16 protein-coding genes are annotated in these 19,789 nt (G+C 48.9%); 3 read left to right on the top strand and 13 right to left on the bottom strand.

Going from position 1 to position 19,789, the window contains the following annotated elements; translation table 11 throughout:
- Positions 1-101 precede the first annotated feature (101 nt).
- The 4 genes from ACSR9A_RS24080 to ACSR9A_RS24095 form a co-directional block, all read right to left on the bottom strand.
- Complete coding sequence (locus ACSR9A_RS24080) at positions 102-1,409, bottom strand: ABC transporter substrate-binding protein (protein ID WP_473760252.1); 1,308 nt, start codon at positions 1,407-1,409, stop codon at positions 102-104.
- Positions 1,410-1,840: 431 nt separating this feature from the next.
- Positions 1,841-3,652 (bottom strand): sensor histidine kinase, encoded by a 1,812-nt coding sequence (locus ACSR9A_RS24085; RefSeq protein WP_473760014.1) that lies wholly within the window; start codon positions 3,650-3,652, stop codon positions 1,841-1,843.
- Between the two features lie 3 nt (positions 3,653-3,655).
- On the bottom strand, positions 3,656-5,233 hold the full coding sequence (locus ACSR9A_RS24090; protein ID WP_473760016.1) for a response regulator: 1,578 nt from the start codon (positions 5,231-5,233) through the stop codon (positions 3,656-3,658).
- A 49-nt stretch (positions 5,234-5,282) separates the two neighbouring features.
- Complete coding sequence (locus ACSR9A_RS24095; protein WP_473760018.1) at positions 5,283-6,185, bottom strand: ArsR/SmtB family transcription factor; 903 nt, start codon at positions 6,183-6,185, stop codon at positions 5,283-5,285.
- A gap of 278 nt (positions 6,186-6,463) precedes the next feature.
- On the opposite strand from ACSR9A_RS24095, the gene arfA reads away from it, so the two are divergent.
- The gene (arfA, locus tag ACSR9A_RS24100) at positions 6,464-7,975 is read left to right on the top strand and encodes an arabinosylfuranosidase ArfA (RefSeq protein WP_341281942.1); all 1,512 of its coding nucleotides are present in this window, start codon (positions 6,464-6,466) and stop codon (positions 7,973-7,975) included.
- A gap of 191 nt (positions 7,976-8,166) precedes the next feature.
- On the opposite strand, the gene ACSR9A_RS24105 is transcribed toward arfA, so the two are convergent.
- Complete coding sequence (locus tag ACSR9A_RS24105; RefSeq protein ID WP_473760020.1) at positions 8,167-8,442, bottom strand: hypothetical protein; 276 nt, start codon at positions 8,440-8,442, stop codon at positions 8,167-8,169.
- Positions 8,443-8,755: 313 nt separating this feature from the next.
- Between ACSR9A_RS24105 and ACSR9A_RS24110 the strand changes: the two genes are divergently transcribed.
- Complete coding sequence (locus tag ACSR9A_RS24110) at positions 8,756-9,154, top strand: SET domain-containing protein (protein ID WP_473760022.1); 399 nt, start codon at positions 8,756-8,758, stop codon at positions 9,152-9,154.
- Between the two features lie 123 nt (positions 9,155-9,277).
- Here the strand turns inward: ACSR9A_RS24110 and ACSR9A_RS24115 are convergent, their stop codons facing one another.
- A complete protein-coding gene (locus tag ACSR9A_RS24115; RefSeq protein ID WP_473760024.1) occupies positions 9,278-9,811 on the bottom strand; it encodes an HPP family protein in 534 nt (177 codons plus the stop codon).
- A gap of 166 nt (positions 9,812-9,977) precedes the next feature.
- Here ACSR9A_RS24115 and ACSR9A_RS24120 point away from each other — a divergent pair, with 166 nt between their 5' ends.
- Positions 9,978-10,955 carry a GntR family transcriptional regulator gene (locus ACSR9A_RS24120; protein ID WP_473760026.1) on the top strand — a complete coding sequence of 326 codons (978 nt, stop codon included), beginning with the start codon at positions 9,978-9,980 and terminating at the stop codon, positions 10,953-10,955.
- Positions 10,956-10,993: 38 nt separating this feature from the next.
- Here ACSR9A_RS24120 and pflA read toward each other — a convergent pair whose 3' ends face one another.
- The 7 genes from pflA to ACSR9A_RS24155 all read right to left on the bottom strand — a co-directional run bounded on the left by pflA (position 10,994) and on the right by ACSR9A_RS24155 (position 19,770).
- Positions 10,994-11,782: a pyruvate formate-lyase-activating protein gene (gene pflA, locus ACSR9A_RS24125; RefSeq protein WP_473760027.1), complete on the bottom strand. Its 789-nt coding sequence runs from the start codon at positions 11,780-11,782 to the stop codon at positions 10,994-10,996.
- Between the two features lie 16 nt (positions 11,783-11,798).
- Positions 11,799-14,072 (bottom strand): formate C-acetyltransferase, encoded by a 2,274-nt coding sequence (pflB, locus tag ACSR9A_RS24130; RefSeq protein WP_473760029.1) that lies wholly within the window; start codon positions 14,070-14,072, stop codon positions 11,799-11,801.
- Positions 14,073-14,141: 69 nt separating this feature from the next.
- The gene (locus ACSR9A_RS24135) at positions 14,142-14,771 is read right to left on the bottom strand and encodes a hemerythrin domain-containing protein (protein WP_473760031.1); all 630 of its coding nucleotides are present in this window, start codon (positions 14,769-14,771) and stop codon (positions 14,142-14,144) included.
- 40 nt (positions 14,772-14,811) lie between these two features.
- The gene (gene nirD / locus ACSR9A_RS24140; protein ID WP_473760033.1) at positions 14,812-15,177 is read right to left on the bottom strand and encodes a nitrite reductase small subunit NirD; all 366 of its coding nucleotides are present in this window, start codon (positions 15,175-15,177) and stop codon (positions 14,812-14,814) included.
- A gap of 67 nt (positions 15,178-15,244) precedes the next feature.
- Positions 15,245-17,671, bottom strand: a complete 2,427-nt coding sequence (gene nirB / locus ACSR9A_RS24145; protein ID WP_473760035.1) for a nitrite reductase large subunit NirB — start codon at positions 17,669-17,671, stop codon at positions 15,245-15,247.
- 197 nt (positions 17,672-17,868) lie between these two features.
- On the bottom strand, positions 17,869-18,879 hold the full coding sequence (locus ACSR9A_RS24150) for a Gfo/Idh/MocA family protein (protein WP_473760036.1): 1,011 nt from the start codon (positions 18,877-18,879) through the stop codon (positions 17,869-17,871).
- A gap of 42 nt (positions 18,880-18,921) precedes the next feature.
- A complete protein-coding gene (locus ACSR9A_RS24155; RefSeq protein WP_473760038.1) occupies positions 18,922-19,770 on the bottom strand; it encodes a sugar phosphate isomerase/epimerase family protein in 849 nt (282 codons plus the stop codon).
- Between the last annotated feature and the right edge of the window lie 19 nt (positions 19,771-19,789).

Genomic DNA, 19,789 nt, shown 5'->3' on the forward strand with positions numbered 1-19,789 from the left:
AAAATCTCGGGGCAATCCGCCGCTCCCGCCAGTAACAGAACGAACGATACTGACGGGGCTTTGATTGCCCAAGATTTTATTCATCTGCCGTATGGTCGAATTTATTTAACTTGTGTTTCAGCTTGAGCTTGAGCATCCGCCAATACTTTGTCGATTGCTTTGCCGCCCATGAAGTTTTGCATTTCTACAACAAGAATGTCCTCGATAGCATACGTATGCATACCGTAGTTAACTCTTGGAATTTCAGCAGTCCATTTTGCGAAATCAGCTACCGCTGTTTGTCCGCCGAAGAATTCATCAGCTGCTTTGTAAGCTTCGCCATCAGCTGCTGCTTTCAGCGTGCCAATTGCACCAATTTCTGTTGCAAGCTTTTGGTACAGGTCAACATCAGAACCAAATGTTTCTTTCAAAAATTCTGCTGCTGCTTCTTTGCCATCAACGTTCATAACATACCACGAGCTGCCACCAAGGTTCGAAGCGTTAACGGAATCAGCGTTGTTCGTCAATTTAGGGAATGGTACGATAGCCCATTTTCCAGATTGCGATGCTTCTGCTTTCACGGAAGCTGTAATCCAGTTTCCTGTTGGAACGCTTGCTACTTCGCCACTGTTAAAGCCGGCTACAAACTGACTCCAGTCGGAATGAACTTTTACAATGTCCGCTTCCATCATCTTTTTGTAAGTTTCGAAAGCTTCTTTCAGTGCTACGTTGCCAGCAATATCAGGTGTTACACCATCATCCTTCAGGTACCATGAGCCAGCGGACTGAATCATCATCCGGATAATGCCCAGGTCATTAGGATCTAGAGAAAGCAATTGCTTGCCTGTTTTTTCTTTAACAGCTTTACCTAATTCAATAACTTGATCCCAGTTCAGATCCTGCAAATCAGCTACTTTGTAGCCAGCTTGCTCCAAATAGTCGGTTCTTACATAAAGTCCCGCTACGCCAGAATCGAAAGGTACGCCGTATTGTTTGCCATCAAGGCTTGTCGGTCCGATTTTGTAATCAGCAAAGTCAGCCGGTTTGATGTAATCCGAAAGGTCGAAAAATGCATCCGGGTAAGCTTGCAAGAAGCTTTGCGCACGGTAATCTTCGATCAAAATAATCGATGGAAGACCTTTTGTTGTGCCCGAGTTAAGGCCTGCATTCAGCTTTTGGATAATGTCAGCTTGTGCATTTTCAACAATGTTAAGTTTTACGCCGGAATCAGGATGCTTAGCAGCATAAGCCGCACCCGCACGCTCCATAGCGCCGATGTTAAACGTTTTGTCCCATGCCCAAACCGTAAGTTCTTTTGCAGTGTTTCCTGCAGCATTTCCGCTGCCTGTGTTTGTAGCATCGTCTGTTTTAGCTGAACATGCTGTGAGCAGCACGAAGCTGGCCAAAAGGATGGCAAGCATTTTTTTCACGAAACCCAACCCCTTTATAATTGTCTGCGTAACTGAAAGCGTTTGCCGGCTAACATCATTTATTATAACAATCTGTTTATTGTGTTCGATAGCAATATCTTTATAGGGATTTGTCATTCTTTTATTTCATAAACAGTAGTTATTTTTTGCCAATAGTAATTAATTTGCTTATTGGTAATATATTTAGACGGCAGTTGGAAATATCAAGGATCTTCTTCTAAGTACTGGATCGATCGTGTCAATGAGGCTCATTGCCTATTACCAATTTCCTATTTTTTATGGTTGATCACCGTCCTTCGTCATGAAAAAGATGTATTTGAATTTTGTGCTTGTTGGGCTGCTATTATACTGTCTTCAATAATTTAAGGCTGCCAACTAAAAAACAGCAGCTCATTCAGGATTTATCCTGCGAGCCGCTGCTTTAAAAATCGTTACTCAAATAACAAAGGAAGCTTGATTTTCACGCGTGTTCCTTGGCCTGGATCACTGACAATCGTCACTCCATAGCCTTCACCATAAAGCAGGGTCAAACGATCATGCACATTGCGTATGCCAATGCCGGAGAAGAAATGGCTTGCCGAATGCACCCCGCGCTCACCGTTTTTCTGGGTTACTCCGTCAACCTCGGCTCCAGCTTCACCGTTACTCAGCCCGCTAATGCCGACCCCATTGTCTACGACCTCACAGATGAGCGAATCGCCCTCACGGGAGATAAGTACATAAATATATCCCTCGCTGCGCTCATGGAAAGCGTGGAAAAAAGCATTTTCCATAAACGGCTGGATAACCAGCTTCGGCAAATGGGCCCCCATGCAATCTTTGTCCGCAAAGTAGTTGACTCGAATCTGCTCCCCATACCTCACATGATTAATAAATACGTAATTTTTAAGGTTGACGAGCTCCTGTGAGACCGGAATCGTCTCGCTTATATTGCTCACCGTATTTTGCAGCAGGGAAATCAGTGCGTTTATCGTTTCCGCAGCCTTATCCTTATTGCCCTGCTGGACCAAAATTTTAATCGATGCCAGCGTATTATATAAAAAATGGGGATTAATCTGCATCTGCAGCGCAGACAGCTCGGCGTTACGCTGGTCCTTCTGCGTCTGAATGAGCCGCTTTATATAATCGTTCAGCTCATCCAACATGTAATTGTAGGCATTGCCGAGCTGCTTGATTTCGTAGCTTCCCGTTACCGAAGTGTAATTATTGAAATCATTTTTCGTCACCCGTGAAATTTGCCGAGCCAGCAGCGTTAGCGATCTCGTCAGCCGCCTTGAAATCACAAAGACGATAATGAGGGCCAGCAGCACGATTGCCAGAGAGATAAGGACAACCATTTTGAAATCAACCATTTGGCTCATGACCTGCTGCTTATCAATTAAGTTCACCAAATAAAAATCATAGGTCGGCAAATATTTGGACAATACGAGGCTGCTCTTCCCCATCGCCGTTGTGTCCATAACGTCCAGCTGCTGCTCTTCAATTTGCTTGGCATAGGTCAAAAGCTCTGGCACCGTCGTCCCTACAAGCTGTTCACGATTGCTGGAAACGATCATGCCTGCTTGATTCAAGATAACGACATCATTTCCACTGCTCGTGAAGCTCGTGTAAAATTTGCGAAAATCCTTTTCTCTTATTGCAATATAAAGCTGGCCATAAGGCTGGCCGCTCGTTCGCTCCAGCAATGTTTTCATGGCGACAACAACAGCATTGGAGTTGTCTTCAGGCGTCATGCTATCCTGATCCAGCTCGTACAAAATACGCCGTGGCTCCTGCAGCGCCTGCTCCGTTAGCTTACTGCTGCGAAGCTTCTCGATTGATCGCGGCCAATAGGTGCTGTCGGACGAATGGCTGCGCCCGTTAATTCCCGTTATCGTCATATTCACCGGATAAGCGGAGACGCCCGATTGAATTCGCTTGATTTGTGTGTTGGCTTCATAATATCTTTTCAACGTCGGGACAGATCGTTCATCGGGGTCTGTAAGAAACGATTTGAGCGTTCCGCTTTGCTGAACATTATTGGTCGCTGTCACAATGGAATAGCTGAATGACTCGAAATTCGTCTGCACCTGATTGATGATTTTTCCATTCGTAATACTGAACGTATTCATGAATAGACGCTCCGACATCTGCATCATCACAAGCGTAGTAAGCAGCGAAACCGAAATGATGCTGACAAAGGTGACGGTAAACATTTTTATAAACAAGCCGTGATATTTAAATTTTGCCAAAAATGCCTTCATGCACTAGTCCCTTTTCTGGTTGACATATTGTTTGCGATAATGGCTAGGTGACAAGCCCGTTATCTTTTTGAACACTTTTGTAAAATAACTATGATCCGAGTACCCCACCATGCCGCTTATTTCCGAAATGGATGCCGTATCGGCTAGCAGCAGCTCTGCCGCCTTCTCCACCCGAATTTTGTTCAAATATTCACTAAAGCCTTCATTATTATGCGCACTGAAATACGTAGACAAATAAGAAGGGTTAAAATGAAAATGCTTCGCCAGCTCCGTCAGACTTAGCGGCTCAGCAAAATGCTCGCCAATATAAGCAAGCAGCATTGCCATATTCGGATTGCCTGCTCCCTGCTTGCGGGTTGCCAGTACAGTCTCCGCTTCGCTCACGAATGCCTCCATTAGCACGATGGCTTCGCTTATATGCGAGGCATCGCCAATTTCCTTGAAATAGCGGTATTTCGCCTCTTCCAAATGCGTGGCATCCACCTCCAGGCGGCCCACTACAATCGTCATATTAAAAATAACATTGCTAAGGAATGATTTAAACTCAAATACATCCTTCTTATAAAAATGCGGGGCACCCTGCACATAAGCCAGCAGGTCGCTAAAAGCGCTCTCAAACTGCTGCTTGCTCAGCTGCTCGGAAAACCGCGGCAAATCAAACTTCTCTTCTACTGGCGGCATATATGGCAGCTCCCCTGCAATAAGCACACAATCCGGGTCAGCCAAAAAAAAGCGGTAGTCGCTCATTTTCAGAAAGCTAAGCTTGAAATGGTCCCCCACCTCGGTATAATGGCTGAACGGCTCGCCCAGTGTCCATCTCGCCTCAAGCATTTGCTCGCCCGTCCACTCATCCAGTCTCCGTACGGCAGCGGCAAGCTGCGGGCTTTCCTGCTTGTTCAAATTAATGAGCAGCACGACGCGCCCAGCTTCCGCCCTAAGCGAATAATGGACCGACTCTTCCAGCGAAACGACGAGCTCCGACTGCATTCTTTTTTTCAGCAGCTCAGCTACGGCTAGCATGGCCTTTTTATCTCCAGCAGGCTTGCATTCTGCACCAAGCATCTGAAAGCTGTCATAAGGGAACGCTTCTGCCCCCACCGTCTCCTCAAGCTCTACGCCGAAGCCATCCATCAGCATATCCAGCAGCACCTGTACCGTTGTGTCTTTATCGGTTGGTGCATGCTCCAGCTTCAGTGAAGGAATTCGCTGCGCAGTACGCTTTAATACTTCAAGTAGATGGGTCGCCTCCAGCTTAGGCTTCAATATATAATCGGCAACGCCGCTTTGAAATGTCGATCTCACATAATCAAATTCTCCAAAGCTGCTAAGCACAATCACTTCAATTTCCGGGAATCTCGCTTTGACAATTCTTGTAAGCTCCGCGCCATCCATGACAGGCATGACGATATCCGTTATTACGATATGCGGCTCCAGCTGCTGAATTTTCTCCAGCGCCTCCGTTCCGCTCGCCGCCTCGCCGACGATTTGAAAGCCTTCCTTTTCCCAATTCAATAAGTGCTTAATGCCCTGTCTGACTAATATTTCATCATCTACAATGAGCACACGACAATAAGGCGCCATTACGATCCCTCCATTTTCATCCAGCTATTCCCATTGAAGTGTTTGGGGTTTATTCATAATAGGTACGAATTCTTATATCTTGATTGTAATTGCCAAACCCCTTGCCGTACAAGGTTAATCCTCCCCTGCCCGGAACACTTTCCTCGGCGCTGATGCGAAGCGTCAGAAACGGGGTCTCCCAATCCAAATCATGAATTGTCAGCTCGGATATTTGCAAGCCATCAATGAAGGTGCCATTCGCATTGAGACGCAGCACCTTCAGTAAGCCATATTGATTCACATCGCCCTGCCACCAATCCGGTGACAGCCGTCCACGCACACGTCCAAAGTCACCCGGACTCGTCCATTCGCCCAAATACAAGCCATTGATAAAAAAGCGAATATCCGACGGCCAATTTTCATTAATTTGCGGCGCTTCGGAGCCAATCTCCAGTGAAATTTCCAATTCCTGCACCCGTTGATCAACAAATAGATGATTGGGCACCTTATATTCGACATATCCTCTGGCAAACCATAAAATGCCGGCATTCATTCGCTCCGGGTCCAAAAAATATTTGGGATTATCATATTGCCCGATTAGTTTCTCTGCTGTTGCAATGCCGCAGGTTGGAAAGGCGGCTACATCGGTATAATGGCCGACCGGCAGCATCGTTTCCATATTTTTTCGCTTCTGGTCATTTGGCTTGGACAGCCTGATTTGCAAATATTCGGCCGAAAGTGAGCAATATTTATACGTTCCGCCACCTACGCGCTTCATTTTGCTCGTCACAATACCCGCCTGCTGAAGCTTGCTCACATGGGTGCTGACAATCGCGCTGCTCAAATAAAGCTCCGCTGCCAGCTCCTTAATATGCCGTTCACGCTCATCCAGCAAATCAATAATTTGCAGGCGAACCTCGCTCGCCAGCGCTTCATATACACGAAGCGATTCTGCATTCGTCGTTAAGTACATTCTGTCACATCCTATTTGCAGGGTTAGTAATTTAGCTAATCCTTCATTATTACGACCCTTATTCATTGCTTGTATTTATTCATTATGTTAAAAATATAAGTAGTTAGCAAGTATATGAATTCAGTTTTTGGCTAATTCATCATTTTTTTATATGCAAGGTGAAAAAGGCAAGCGGAGTGAAAAGGTTGAGCTGGAGAAGCGTCAACGGTCGTAAGCCAACCTTTTCACGCAGTGCAGATCTATTTTCACCACACTTTTAAACAGGAGGTTTTACCATTATGTCATTGAAATCAACGATGCTCATTGATAAACATTTTAAAATTGCTGAGGTTGACCCGCGTCTATATGGATCATTCATCGAGCATCTAGGACGCGCCGTATACGGCGGCATTTATGAGCCGGGCCATCCTACGGCTGATGAGAACGGCTTCCGCCGCGACGCGCTCGAAGCGATTAAAGCGCTCAACGTTCCTATTATACGCTATCCTGGCGGAAATTTCGTCTCGGGCTACAATTGGGAGGACGGCGTTGGCCCGAAAGAAGAGCGCAAGCGTCTGCTTGAGCTGGCTTGGTGGACAACCGAAACTAATGAGGTTGGCACAAACGAATTTGCCGACTGGGCGAAGCTCGTAGGCTCCGAAGTCATGATGGCGGTCAATCTTGGCACGCGCGGCGTAGATGCAGCACGTAACCTCGTTGAATATTGCAATCATCCATCCGGCTCCTATTATAGCGATCTGCGCATTTCACACGGCTACAAAGAGCCGCATAAGTTCAAAACATGGTGCCTGGGCAATGAAATGGACGGCCCTTGGCAAATCGGCGCCAAAACAGCAGTTGAATACGGCAGACTGGCGAATGAAACGGCTAAAGTGATGCGCTGGGTCGATCCATCCATCGAGCTTGTTGCTTGCGGCAGCTCTTCGAGCGGCATGAGCACCTTTGCCGATTGGGAAGCGACTGTACTGGATTTGACGTATGATCAGGTCGACTACCTGTCGCTGCATACGTATTACAATAATAACGAAAACAACTCGGAAAACTTCCTCGCGAAATCGCTCGATATGGATCAATTCATCTACAGCGTAACGGCGATTGCGGATTACATGAAAGCGAAGAAGCGCAGCAAGAAGAAGCTCATGCTGTCGCTGGATGAGTGGAATGTATGGAATTCCATTGGCACAAGCCGCGCCGAGGAACGCTGGCATATTGCACCGCCAGAATTTGAGGATGTATATACGCTTGAGGATGCGCTTGCTGTCGGCTGCTTCGTCATTACACTGCTTAAGCATGCAGACCGGGTGAAAATCGCCTGCCTGGCTCAGCTCATTAACGTTATCGCTCCGATTATGACGGAAAATGGCGGTCCGCTGTGGCTGCAAACGACGTATTTCCCTTACAAGCACGCATCGCTGTATGGACGGGGCACTGTGCTTCAACCGATTACTTCATCGCCAAAATACGATTCGAAGGACTTCACTGATGTGCCTTATCTGGAAGCGATTAGCGTTCATAATGAGGAGCAAGGTGAAATTACGATTTTCGCCGTCAACCGTCATTTGAAGGAATCGCTGGACCTTGATGTTGATGTTCGCAGCTTCGGTACAGTCAGCCTCATCGAGCATGTGGTTCTGGAGCATGACGATATTAAAGCTTGTAATACGAAAGCTCGTCCTAATCAGGTGCTGCCGCATAACAATGGCACAGCCAAAGTCGATGGCGGCCAAGTTAGCGCCGTACTAGGCAAAGCTTCGTGGAATATGATCCGCTTGAAAGTCGCTTCCAACTAAGCGCTTCAAGCCGGCTAAACATAAACACCCTCCGAAATTCGCCTGTTTGGGAATTTCGGAGGGTGTTTTATTGCCGCTTGTAATGTGCGGCGCTTGCGCTCAAAGCTGCCTTGGTTCGATTGGATAGCATGACCGGCTGCTGTTGTTCGTGAAAAAGCGGGGAGCGGGCTGCTATAGCAGCTGCTTCTAGTTTATATGATTCTGAGCGAGGATGGCTGAGCAGCCAATTTGCTAAGCAAGGAATGCTTCATGACGACTCGTTTTGTCTGCTGCTTTTGTTCAGGCTGTGGCTGCTTGAAAAATTGCTCATCCTGAAATAATTGCTTAAGAGCCTGCATGACTGCCTGTGCCGCCAGCGCTTCATTCTCCAGCACATAATAGGCGACCTGATAACCATAGACTTCATATTGTTTGAGTACAGCGGCCTTGTGCTGCAGCTCCTTCTGCCTTGTCAAAGCTCTGTTCATGGCGTCAAGTCACCTTTCTGCCCCTGGCGAATATTCCTTATCTATAGCGAAATCGCTCACTAAAAGCCGATTATGAGGGTGAATCTTATAAATGCTTATATTTTGAAACAGCAGTATGTATGCTTGCTATATATGACTAACTTAACTATACAAGAGGAGGCTTAACCGCAATAGTACCATGTTTTTATAGTACCTTAGGAAAAGCACAATTGGAGCGACTGAATGAAGCAGCATTGCTATTTTTAGCGAAAGCGGGCTATAATGTTGAGAAAAAGAATTCCATTATATGCTTTAGTGGACAGAGGATACTATCATGATTGAAATTCGAACTTCCCAGCTCAGCAATGGCGAGCTGAACCGCGGCGTATTCGCCACCCAGGACATCGCCGAGGGCGCGCTTATTCACGAAGCACCGGTCCTTCCTTACGAGAACGAGGAGCATGTCCACCTTGAGAAAACGATTTTTGCCGACTACGCTTTTGAATATGGAGCAAACCATTCCGCTCTTTTGCTGGGCTACGGTATGCTGTTTAATCACTCGTATACGCCGAACACGTTCTATGAGCTTAATTTTGACAATTTGACGGTAGACTTTTTTGCCTTTACCGATATTAAGGCAGGAGAAGAGCTGCTGATTAACTATAACGGTGAAGTCGATTGCGAGGACCCTCTTTGGTTTAATGAGGAACAAGGCGCGAATAAAGAAGATTAGCATAGCCAGATGTGAAAGTATGAAAGCCCGGAAGATAGGCACTAGGAAATTAGTGCTCGTCTTTCGGGCTTTTTATGCTTGGGCAGCTGCTTACGCTCCATGAGTAAGAGAATAATCGTAGGCTTATCTCCAAAAGGTCGGGTACTTTTTAGCCTTGTCCAAATTGTTTATTATGAGGGCCATTCCCACAATGACGATAGTTCCAATAAGTACAGGATTTATTAAAAAAGACCAGCTTCTTCCAGCTATTATGACAACTAGAGGATCGGCTCCAGCAGGAGGATGGGTCGTCTTGGTTAACATCATTAATCCGATCGCAAGACCTACTCCAGCGGCCATAACAAAGCTCCCCTGCCCAAATAAATGATAAAGAAGCAAGCCAATGCCAGTCGATATCAAATGCCCGCCGATCACATTGCGCGGTTGCGACAATGGGGAATCCCATATGCCAAAAACCAGTACACAGGTGGCTCCAAACGGAGCCATAATCCATACAAGGTCCGACTCTTCAGTCAGTATAGACAGCAGCAAAATGACAATAAATCCTCCCAAAGCACCCCATGCCGCTTTCGGTAATGAAATGGTTAAAGGGCTCCGCATGCCGCTTCCTCCCTTCTCCTTCAGCTTAGTTGTTAATCGTAAAAAGAACGTATGCATCCTTCCACTCCTCTTAAATGAATAGTAAACTAGTTATATAGTAATATATAAATGAATTCCCACGCATTGTCAACGTTTTATTTGGTTTAATAGCGTATTAAAGTTGTTTTTCCTTTCACGATCAAGCTATAATATAACTAGTTGACTATGAAATGAGGTAAGCTCTATGCAGCATAGACGGCTTATGCTACGCGTTGATCCGACACTAACCTTTAATGTAAATACTCAAATCAAAGAACAGTTTAAATGGCTCATTGGCACCGGCGAAATTCAAGCGGGCGAAATGTTGCCGCCTGCAGGCGAATTAGCCGAATTTTTAGGGCTTAATCGAAATACGATCAATTGGGTGTATAGCCAGTTAAAAGAAGAAGGGCTTGTTTCCGTACAAAAAGGCCGAGGTACCCAGGTGGTTGCTGGCCTTGAGATTGAGCGACTGCAAAAAGAACGTGTTCCTATGAAAAAAATGTTTACTCATGCACAAAAAGAAGCTGTCCGTCATCAAGTTTCCTTGAGAGAATATTTTCAGGCAGGCTTGGCCTATACCCTCTTGCAAGAAAACGATAATGCCAGACCGAAGCGACTCATATTCGTGGAGTGCAGAGGCCATGACTATCTATTTTACAGCAGCGAAATCAGTCGGCTCACAGGCGCGGATGTGGAAATATGCTTTTTAGAGGATTTACGTTTGGAGAGCGACTCGCTTAGCGAGGCTGTCAGCCATGCGGACGCTTTTGTAACTACGCTGAATCATGCAGAAGAAGTAAAGCAAATGATCCAACCTTTTGGGAAAAAATTAACCGTTATAGGAGCCATTATCGAGCAGGCTTCCTTATTGGAAATAGCAAAATTGCCTTCTACTGCTTCTCTTGCTTTCGTTTGTCTAGGTAAAGTCGGCGGTGAATGGATGGCCGAGCGCGTACTAGAGGCTGGAATTGAACTCACAAACTGCAGTACAGCGGGAACCGATAATCCCCTGCTGCTAAGCAAAGCGCTGAATGAGGCTGATCATGTGTACGCCTCATCAGCTGTGTTCGATGAGCTGGAGCGACAAGCGCCTGCTAACGTTCATTTGTACCCTATGCAGCTGGAGAAAAGCAGCGAATTGCTTTTACAAGAGTTGGCCGTTAATCAATCGATTCGCTGAAAATATAGAGCGATTGGAAGAAAAAAAGAAGCAGCCCTTCAGCCGAGCAATCGGCTGATAGGCTGCTTCTTTTCTATGCTCCCCACTTCTACTATTTGCGACGCCGCATGAATACCACCCTCCTGCACGAGCCGGTAAGCCCGCGCGACCTCCTGCTCCGTCGGGCTCGGAATGCCCTCCAGCGGATACTGACGGCCAAGCTGCTGCCACTTGTAAACTCCCATTCGGTGATAGGGTAAAATCTCGAACTTCTCAACCGATTGAAGCTCGCTGATATAAGCGCCAAGCGCGCGTAAATCGTCGCTGCCATCAGTCACCTGCGGAATGAGCACATGCCGAATCCACACCGGCTGCTTCCACGAGCTCAAAGCGGCTGCGAAACGCAATATCCGCTCGTTCGGACGACTGGTTAGCAGCTCATGCTTAGCGGAATCGATCATTTTCAAATCCAGAAGCACCAGATCAGTAACCGCCATAAGCGGCTCCGCATGATTCGGTTCACAAAACCCCGACGAATCAAGTGTCGTATGCAGCCCCCAGCGCTGCTTGCACGCTTTGAACAGCTCGGTTACGAAGGGCGCCTGCAGCGTCGGCTCTCCTCCCGTAACCGTAATGCCGCCGCCAGAGCGGCGGTAATACGGCACATAGGGCTCTATTTCCCGCAAAACATCGTCGACCGTCACCTGTTTTCCTGCTCCAGTATCCCACGTATCCGGGTTGTGGCAAAACTGGCATTGCAAAGCGCAGCCCTGCATAAAAAGCACGAAACGAATGCCCGGTCCATCGACGGTTCCAAACGTATCAAAGGAATGGATTCTGCCTAACATGCTTAGGGCCTCCTTTCTATACCGCGCCGTGGAACGTGCGGTTAATGACATCGAGCTGCTGCTCGCGGGTCAATTTAATAAAATTAACGGCATAGCCTGATACACGAATCGTCAGCTGCGGGTAGTTTTCCGGATGCTCCATCGCATCCAGCAGCTGCTCCCGTTCAAATACGTTAACGTTTAAATGATGGCCGGAGCTATCCGCATAACCGTCAAGCAGCGAAACGAGATTGTTAATGCGCGTCAGCGGCTCCTTGCCGAGCGCCTTCGGAATAATCGAGAACGTATTGGAAATGCCGTCGAGACAATCCTCGTAAGGAATTTTAGCTACGGATGCGAGCGAGGCAAGCGCACCCTTGCGGTCTCTGCCATGCATCGGATTAGCGCCGGGCGCAAAAGGCTCCCCTGCTTTTCGGCCATCCGGCGTGCTGCCCGTTTTTTTGCCATATACGACGTTCGATGTGATCGTCAGTACCGACATCGTTGGCAAAGCGCCGCGGTAGGTGCGATGCTTGCGCAGCTTATTCATAAACGTTTCCGTGAGCTGCACAGCGATCCGGTCTACCCGCTCGTCATTGTTGCCGTACATCGGGTATTCGCCCTGAATGTCAAAATCGACAACGATGCCATTTTCATTACGTATCGGTACAACAACCGCATGCTTGATCGCACTCAAGCTGTCGGCCACAACAGACAAGCCCGCAATGCCGCATGCCATCGTACGCAAAATCTCACGGTCATGCAGCGCCATCTCCAGCCGCTCATATGCATATTTGTCATGCATGTAATGGATAATGTTGAGCGTGTTCATATACAGTCCAGCAAGCCATTCCAGCATGGCGTCATATTTGCCCATCACCTCTTTATAATCGAGGCGCAAATCGCTCGTAATCGGGGCAAATGCTGGCCCAACCTGCGCACCGGATACCTCATCTACTCCACCATTGATGGCATAGAGCAGCGCTTTTGCCAAATTCGCCCTAGCCCCAAAAAACTGCATCTGCTTGCCGATCCGCATCGCGGAGACGCAGCAGGCAATACCGTAATCATCGCCGAACTGCGGGCGCATAATGTCATCATTTTCATATTGAATCGAGCTCGTTTCAATCGACACCTTGGCGCAATATTTTTTGAAGTCTTCCGGCAGGCTCGCTGACCATAGTACAGTCAAATTCGGCTCCGGTGCCGGACCTAAATTGTATAAAGTATGAAGAATACGGAAGGAGCTGCGCGTCACCCGCGTCTGGCCATTGACCGCCATGCCGCCAATCGACTCTGTCACCCAGGTCGGATCACCGCTAAACAGCTCATTATAGTCCGGTGTCCGCAAAAACTTCACGATCCGCAGCTTCATGACAAAATGATCCATCAGCTCCTGTGCCTGCTCCTCCGTCAGCCTTCCTTCCAGCCGATCGCGCTCGATATAAATATCGAGAAAGCTGGAAACGCGCCCAAGGCTCATCGCCGCGCCGTTCTGCTCCTTAATCGCCCCAAGATAAGCAAAATACAGCCATTGGAACGCTTCCTTCGCCGTAGCTGCTGGCCGGGAGATGTTGCAGCCGTAGGCAAGGCTCATCTGCTTAAGCTCTTGCAGTGAACGGATTTGCTCGGATATTTCCTCTCGGTCGCGAATCGTGTCCTCCGTCATCGTGCCTGTTTCCAGCAGCAGCAGCTCCTGCTTTTTACCCGCGATGAGACGATCGGCCCCATACAAGGCTACCCGGCGATAATCGCCAATAATTCGGCCGCGTCCATAAGCATCTGGCAGCCCCGTAATGATTCCTGCTTTGCGCGCTGCCCGCATTTCTGAGGTGTAGGCATCAAACACGCCTTGGTTATGGGTTTTGCGAACCTCGGTAAACATTTTGACCATTTCGGCTGGCAGCTCGAAGCCGTAAGCCTCGCACGCATCAACGACCATTTTGATGCCACCGAATGGCTGAATGGAGCGCTTCAATGGCGCGTCGGTTTGCAGCCCGACAATCTGCTCCTTCTTCTGGTCAATGTAACCGGGAGCATGGGCGGTAATGCTGGAAACTGTATTTAGGTCAATATCCAGCACACCTCCGTTTGCCCGCTCCTGCTTGACGAGGTGCTGGATTTTTTGCCAAAGCTCGACCGTTGCCTCAGTGGCTCCCGCCAAAAAGGCCTCATTGCCTGTATAAGGCTGCAAATTATGATCCAGAAAATCCTTTACATCAATGCGTTCCTGCCATTTGCCTGCTGCAAAGCCCCGCCAAGCGCCCGCAGACTCTGCCACTTTAATGCGATCGGTATGATTGACAGCCATCTTTTCCGCCTCCTATATCCTATATAGCTACAGTATAAAACCAGATCCCTTTTTATAATGTGAAAATTATCACAATCTATAAAATAAATAATGATTTTCCAGCCGGATATGCTCCAGCAGCTTTGCTTCCAGCTGCCTCAGCCTGCTGTACGTATAAGCGAAAGCTTCACACGCATCATCTGGCAGCATATAATGCGCCGAAGCCAGCCTAAGATGCAGCAGCATATTGCCGATCCGCCTATGGTCGCCTTCAAGCTTCTCGACCATTTGCTTCGCCTGCCTAAATGCGCTAGCAGAATTGCGCCGCTCATATTTCAGAATAAGCGGGAAAAAGCATTCTTCCTCATCAATCAAATGCTGCTCCAGCAAAGCCTTTAAAGCATGGAAGCGCTGCTGCAGCTCAATCAGCTGGCGGTGCTGGCTGCCATGCACGCTCGTAATGAGCGCCGTCAATTCATGCAGCAACGGCAGCTCGGCTCTGAGAAACAGATGATAGCCGAACATGAGCTGCCGCACCATCCCGGCAATCGACTGCTCGCTCCAATCTGCCGCTTTCAGCTTCTCCGGCTGAATGCCAATGTCCTGCCGCTCCTTCTGCTCCAAAAGTGCATGCAGCAGGTGGTTGCCACTGCAGCACGCACACTCTCCGAAACCCTTCTTGCCTTGACCACCTTCTCTGTTAAGCGTCGCTGTATTCAATAGATAAACCTCCTTTGTTCATTTAAGATACTTGCCTCTATTATTCCAGTCCGAGCTGCCTTGCTTGCTGAGGCGTCAGTCCCATCTGTACGTTCTCGCCCTCCACCTTCAGTGGATAGGTTTGCACCAAGCCAGAATCAGGCGCCTGCACCTGCCCGCTATCCAGTGCAATCTTCCAATCATATAACGGGTCCAGTACAAAATGTCCCGATACCATGCCTTCCGCCAGCGGACCTCCCCTGCGATGGGGACTGCGATTGTCCAGCGCATACAAGGTGCCGTCGGTTGTACGAAACACAGCAATCTCCTTTTGATTCAAGCGAATAACCCGCCCCATTCGTTCGCGAAAATCCTCGAGTGTGCCGATTTTAATATAGGTCAAATCTTGATTTACCTGTGTGGTCATTTGGATGCTCCTCGCCTTCTATCCTTTAAATTTTAGTAACTGCTCAGCCTACCCTTCATTCGCTTGCCTATTTCATTTGAATCGCATCAAACAGATAGCTGCTTTCCCGCTGCTCCTCAAGCGCTGTGCTCCAAGGCTCCTTCAGCTCGGCTAGCGCGGCTAAAATATCCTGATACAGCTCGCGGCGGCGACCCATATTGTCAACAACCTCCGCTTTAATCGCCTCTATGCCAACGCGCTCCACCCACTCCGAAGTGCGCTCCAAGTAATTCGCCGTCAAACGATAATATTGGGTAAAAGCACCCACCATCTGCACAAGCTCTTCATCCGTTTTCACTTTGCACAGCAGCTCGGCGATGCGCGGCTTGATTCCGCCATTGCCGCCAACGAACATTTCCCAGCCGCCGTCATTGCCGACGATGCCAATATCCTTCGTACACGACTCGGCGCAGTTGCGCGGACAGCCATTCACGGCCATTTTGAACTTGGCGGGCATATCGATCCGCTCAAATGTTTTTTCCAGCCGAATGCCCATGCCGATCGAATCCTGTGTACCGAAGCGGCAAAATTGCTGGCCGACGCAGGTTTTTACTGTACGCAGCGCCTTCGCATAGGCATAGCCCGAGGGCATATCCAGCTCTTCCCATACGAGTGGCAAATCTTCTTTCGCAACCCCGATTAAATCAAGCCGCTGGCCTCCAGTAACTTTAACCATTTTTACATCATATTTCACGGCAACATCGGCAATTTTCTTCAGATCCTCCGGCGTTGTCACGCCGCCATACATCCGCGGCACGACCGTGTAGGTGCCATCCTTCTGAATGTTGGCGTTCATCCGTTCATTAACGAAGCGCGAATCCTTCTCGTCCTCATGCTCCTGCGGCCACAGCATGCCCAAGTAATAATTGACCGCCGGGCGACATTTCGAGCAGCCCTCCGGATTGTGCCACTCCAGTACATGCATAACCTCTTTCACAGTCGTCAGATGCTTCTCTTTAATCGCAGCTACGATTTCATCGCGGCTGAGGCTCGTGCAGCCGCAAATGCCCGTCTTCGTCTTCTGGCCGGCATATTCGTCTCCCAACACATATTGCAGCAAATGGCTAACCGTCGGCACACAGCCGCCGCACGAACGCCCAGCCCCTGTGCACGCCTTTACCTCATCGACCGAAGTAAGCGAATTGTCCTTGATCGCCTTTACGATGCTCCCCTTCGATACGCCATTGCAGCCACATACGATTTCATCATCGGCCATTTGCGCTACGCGGTCAGCAGCCGACAACGCGGTGCCAGCTGCTCCCATCAGCTCTGCATAAATAGCCTCCGTCATGGCAGCTCCTTCGCGTACCCATTGCTGAATCCGACTCGAATCGCTGACATCGCCGTAAAGCACACCGCCAACAATTGTATTTTCCTTAAGCAGCAGCTTCTTGTACTGCTGTTTCCAGTCATCCTGCTTGCGAATGACCGTCAGCTCTGGCTGATCCAGGAAGACGCCCGTCGAAAATACATCTACGCCCGAAATTTTTAGCTTCGTCGATAATTGCGTTCCCTCGTAAGCCTTCGTCTGCACGCCGCATAGCTGCTTCGCCAGCACGGCCCCCTGCTCAAACAGCGGGGCTACTAAGCCGTAGCAAATGCCGCGGTGCTCGGCGCATTCGCCAACTGCGTACACGCCTTCCGCCGACGTTTGCATGTAATCATCGACGACGATGCCCCGCTTCACTTCAAGGCCGCTCGCGCTGGCCAAAGCCGTATTAGGCCGTATGCCCGCTGCCATAACGATAAAATCCGATTCCAGCTTCGTTCCGTCGCTGAAGGTCAGCCCCTCAACGCGCTCACCGCCATAAATTTCCGCCGTCTGCTTTTCCATGAGGAAATGCAGCCCTTGCCGTTCCAGCTCCGCCTTCAGCATCGCCGAAGCGCTCGGGTCAAGCTGGCGCTCCATTAAATCCGCCATTAAATGAATGACCGTCACATTCATGCCCAAATTGAGCAAGCCCTTGGCAGCTTCCAGACCGAGCAGCCCGCCGCCTATAACAGCTGCATTGCGATATTGCTTCGCTGTCTCCAGCATGACGCTGCAATCCGCAATGTCGCGGAAGCCTACGACGCCCTGCTTCTGATGCCCGGGAACGGGCAGTATAATGGGATTCGAGCCCGTAGCAATAATTAGACGGTCATAGGCTGCGGTCAGCCCATTGTCCGCAAACACGATTTTTTGCTGCGTATCAATAGCCGTTATCGTCGTTCCCGTATGCAGCGTAATATGATGCTCCTCGTACCAAGCCCAGCTGTTCAAAATAATATCGTCTATCGTTTTACTGCCTTCCAATACATAGGAAAGCATAATCCGGTTATAGTTTGGATGCGGCTCGCTGCCGAATACCGTGATGTCATATTGCTCTGGTGACAGCTTGAGGATATGCTCCAGCGTGTTTACTCCCGCCATCCCATTGCCAATCAGCACAAGCTTTTGCCGTATTGCTCCCATTGTAAACGCCTCCCTGTAAAGCTTTCATTGTTCTTACCATCAGTATAAACAACAACGAGCCGGAGTTATGTGATATTTTTCACATATCGAACGATTAAAATAAAAATAGACCCTGCCGCCATATTTCTATAGCGAAAGGGCCAATTCTTATGTTTCTGTGCGCCGCTAGGTTGGCCGATTGGCCGCCAAATACATCCTTACAAACGGATTAACGCGCCGCGCTCATCGGCTGAGCGAAGCTCTGCTTCAATAATTTCCAGCGTGCCAACAGCGCTTTCCGGCGTACATATCGATACGGGCGTACCCGCGTTTACCGATTCAAGGAAATATTTGATTTGGCGGTAATAGCCCATGTCAGGTGAAAGATCAGCTATAAAGCCTGGCTCGTTGTTCGGATTCACTTTAACCTGTCCGTTCTCGAACAGCAGATTGCCACCTTCAAAATTGACGCGGTACGTCATCGCAAAACCGAAATCGCCTTCCAGCGTCCAGTCCGCTTGTGCATTCAGCACTTTGCCGTCCGGGTAAACGTAATTTGTAGATACCGTATCGTAGCCGCTGCCTGGAATGACATTGCGGGCGAGCGTCGACACTTGCTCCGGCTTGCCGAACAGCCAGTGGATAATATCAGTATCATGAATATGCATATCCAGCACAGCCCCGCCGCTCTTGCTGCCGTCAAGGAACCAGCCTTTAGGGGCAGCAGAGCCTCTGAAGAAATAGCCGCCCGTTACCGCGCCAAAACGGCCATCGTCCACAACAGCTTTTAAATATTCATATGCTGGCCAGAAGCGCAGGCATTGGCCGATCATCAGCGTTTTGCCTGTGCGCTCAGCCGTTTGCGCCATTTTCCAGCCATCGGCGGAATTGCCGGCTACCGGCTTCTCGCACAGCACATGCAGTCCCTTTTCCAGCAGCGAGCAGGTCAGCTCTGCGTGCAAATAAGTGGGCAGCGTAATGTCGATTATGTCGAGCTCCTCGTTTTCAAGCATTTTCTCAATGCTGTCATACAAGTTGTATGGCGAAAGATCATAAACCTCTTGGCCCGTCGCCATATTTCCAGAAGCTTTGCCATTTTTCAACTCCTCGATCATTAGATCGCAAATCGCCACCAATTGCACAGGTGCGCCCTCTTCTGTCAGACGAACGTAGTTGTCGAAATGCATGCGTCCCATAAAACCGAAGCCGATTAATCCTACTTTTAACATGGTAAATCCCCCTTATCAAATAAATGCTTGAGGCGAAATAGACTAGGCGTTTCCACGGCCCAAAATCGCATCCATCGCTTTCGAAGTATTGAAAATAATTTGCTCGGCATGATGCGTATATGGCGGAATTATTTCGGCCGTGACGTAATTGTCATAGCCAATCGCCTGCAGCGCCTCCATGACAGCAGGGTAGTTCACATCGCCTGCAAGCAGGTCAACAAAGCCGTGAAGCCCGCCCGCTTGGCGGCGGTAATCCTTGAAGTGGACCTTCTTGATGCGGTTGCCCAAAATGCGTACCCACTGCTCTGGATAACCGTTTTGCACGACGTTTCCAACATCGAAATAAGAGCCTACATAGCTTGAACCAAATGAATCGATAAACCCGCGCAGCTCAAGCGGCGACAACAGAAATTTATTCCATACATTTTCAATGCCAATCGATACGTTCGCGCTTTTTGCAAAAGGAACCAGCTTCGCAATCGACTCCTGAGCACGGTTATACGCATATTCGTAATCCGTTACTTCGCTGCCTGGGATAAAATCAACACCAACCGCGCCAGGGATGACCAGAATCGTATCGACACCAAACGCCGCTGCAAGCTCCAGCTGTTTTTTGCACACATCTATCGCTTTGCTTTGCGTTTCCGGGTTCGCGCTCGTCATGGCATAATCCCAATATAATCCCGTTGCAAGGCCCGCAATTTCCAGCTCAGCTTCCTCTAGACGCGCCTTGATGTCGCGAATTTCCTGATCCGTTGCCGCGAGGCTCAGCTCGCCCGTGCCGTTAAGCGACAGCTCGATGCCATCGAAGCCGGCTTTTTTCGCCGTTTGGATGCAGCTGGCGATGGTGGTGTCGCTGTTGAATGACCAAATATTAATCCCTTTTTTCATTTGGGTTCCTCCTGTTAAT

This window comes from Paenibacillus sp. R-74696, from assembly GCF_055814915.1.

Excerpts from the sequence above, each read along its gene's own strand:
- ACSR9A_RS24085 (WP_473760014.1), bottom strand. The coding sequence starts at position 3,652 with ATGAAGGCATTTTTGGCAAAATTTAAATATCACGGCTTGTTTATAAAA.
- ACSR9A_RS24090 (WP_473760016.1), bottom strand. The coding sequence starts at position 5,233 with ATGGCGCCTTATTGTCGTGTGCTCATTGTAGATGATGAAATATTAGTC.
- ACSR9A_RS24095 (WP_473760018.1), bottom strand. The coding sequence starts at position 6,185 with ATGTACTTAACGACGAATGCAGAATCGCTTCGTGTATATGAAGCGCTG.
- arfA (WP_341281942.1), top strand. The coding sequence starts at position 6,464 with ATGTCATTGAAATCAACGATGCTCATTGATAAACATTTTAAAATTGCT.
- ACSR9A_RS24105 (WP_473760020.1), bottom strand. The coding sequence starts at position 8,442 with ATGAACAGAGCTTTGACAAGGCAGAAGGAGCTGCAGCACAAGGCCGCT.
- ACSR9A_RS24110 (WP_473760022.1), top strand. The coding sequence starts at position 8,756 with ATGATTGAAATTCGAACTTCCCAGCTCAGCAATGGCGAGCTGAACCGC.
- ACSR9A_RS24115 (WP_473760024.1), bottom strand. The coding sequence starts at position 9,811 with ATGCATACGTTCTTTTTACGATTAACAACTAAGCTGAAGGAGAAGGGA.
- ACSR9A_RS24120 (WP_473760026.1), top strand. The coding sequence starts at position 9,978 with ATGCAGCATAGACGGCTTATGCTACGCGTTGATCCGACACTAACCTTT.
- pflA (WP_473760027.1), bottom strand. The coding sequence starts at position 11,782 with ATGTTAGGCAGAATCCATTCCTTTGATACGTTTGGAACCGTCGATGGA.
- pflB (WP_473760029.1), bottom strand. The coding sequence starts at position 14,072 with ATGGCTGTCAATCATACCGATCGCATTAAAGTGGCAGAGTCTGCGGGC.
- nirD (WP_473760033.1), bottom strand. The coding sequence starts at position 15,177 with ATGACCACACAGGTAAATCAAGATTTGACCTATATTAAAATCGGCACA.
- nirB (WP_473760035.1), bottom strand. The coding sequence starts at position 17,671 with ATGGGAGCAATACGGCAAAAGCTTGTGCTGATTGGCAATGGGATGGCG.
- ACSR9A_RS24150 (WP_473760036.1), bottom strand. The coding sequence starts at position 18,879 with ATGTTAAAAGTAGGATTAATCGGCTTCGGTTTTATGGGACGCATGCAT.
- ACSR9A_RS24155 (WP_473760038.1), bottom strand. The coding sequence starts at position 19,770 with ATGAAAAAAGGGATTAATATTTGGTCATTCAACAGCGACACCACCATC.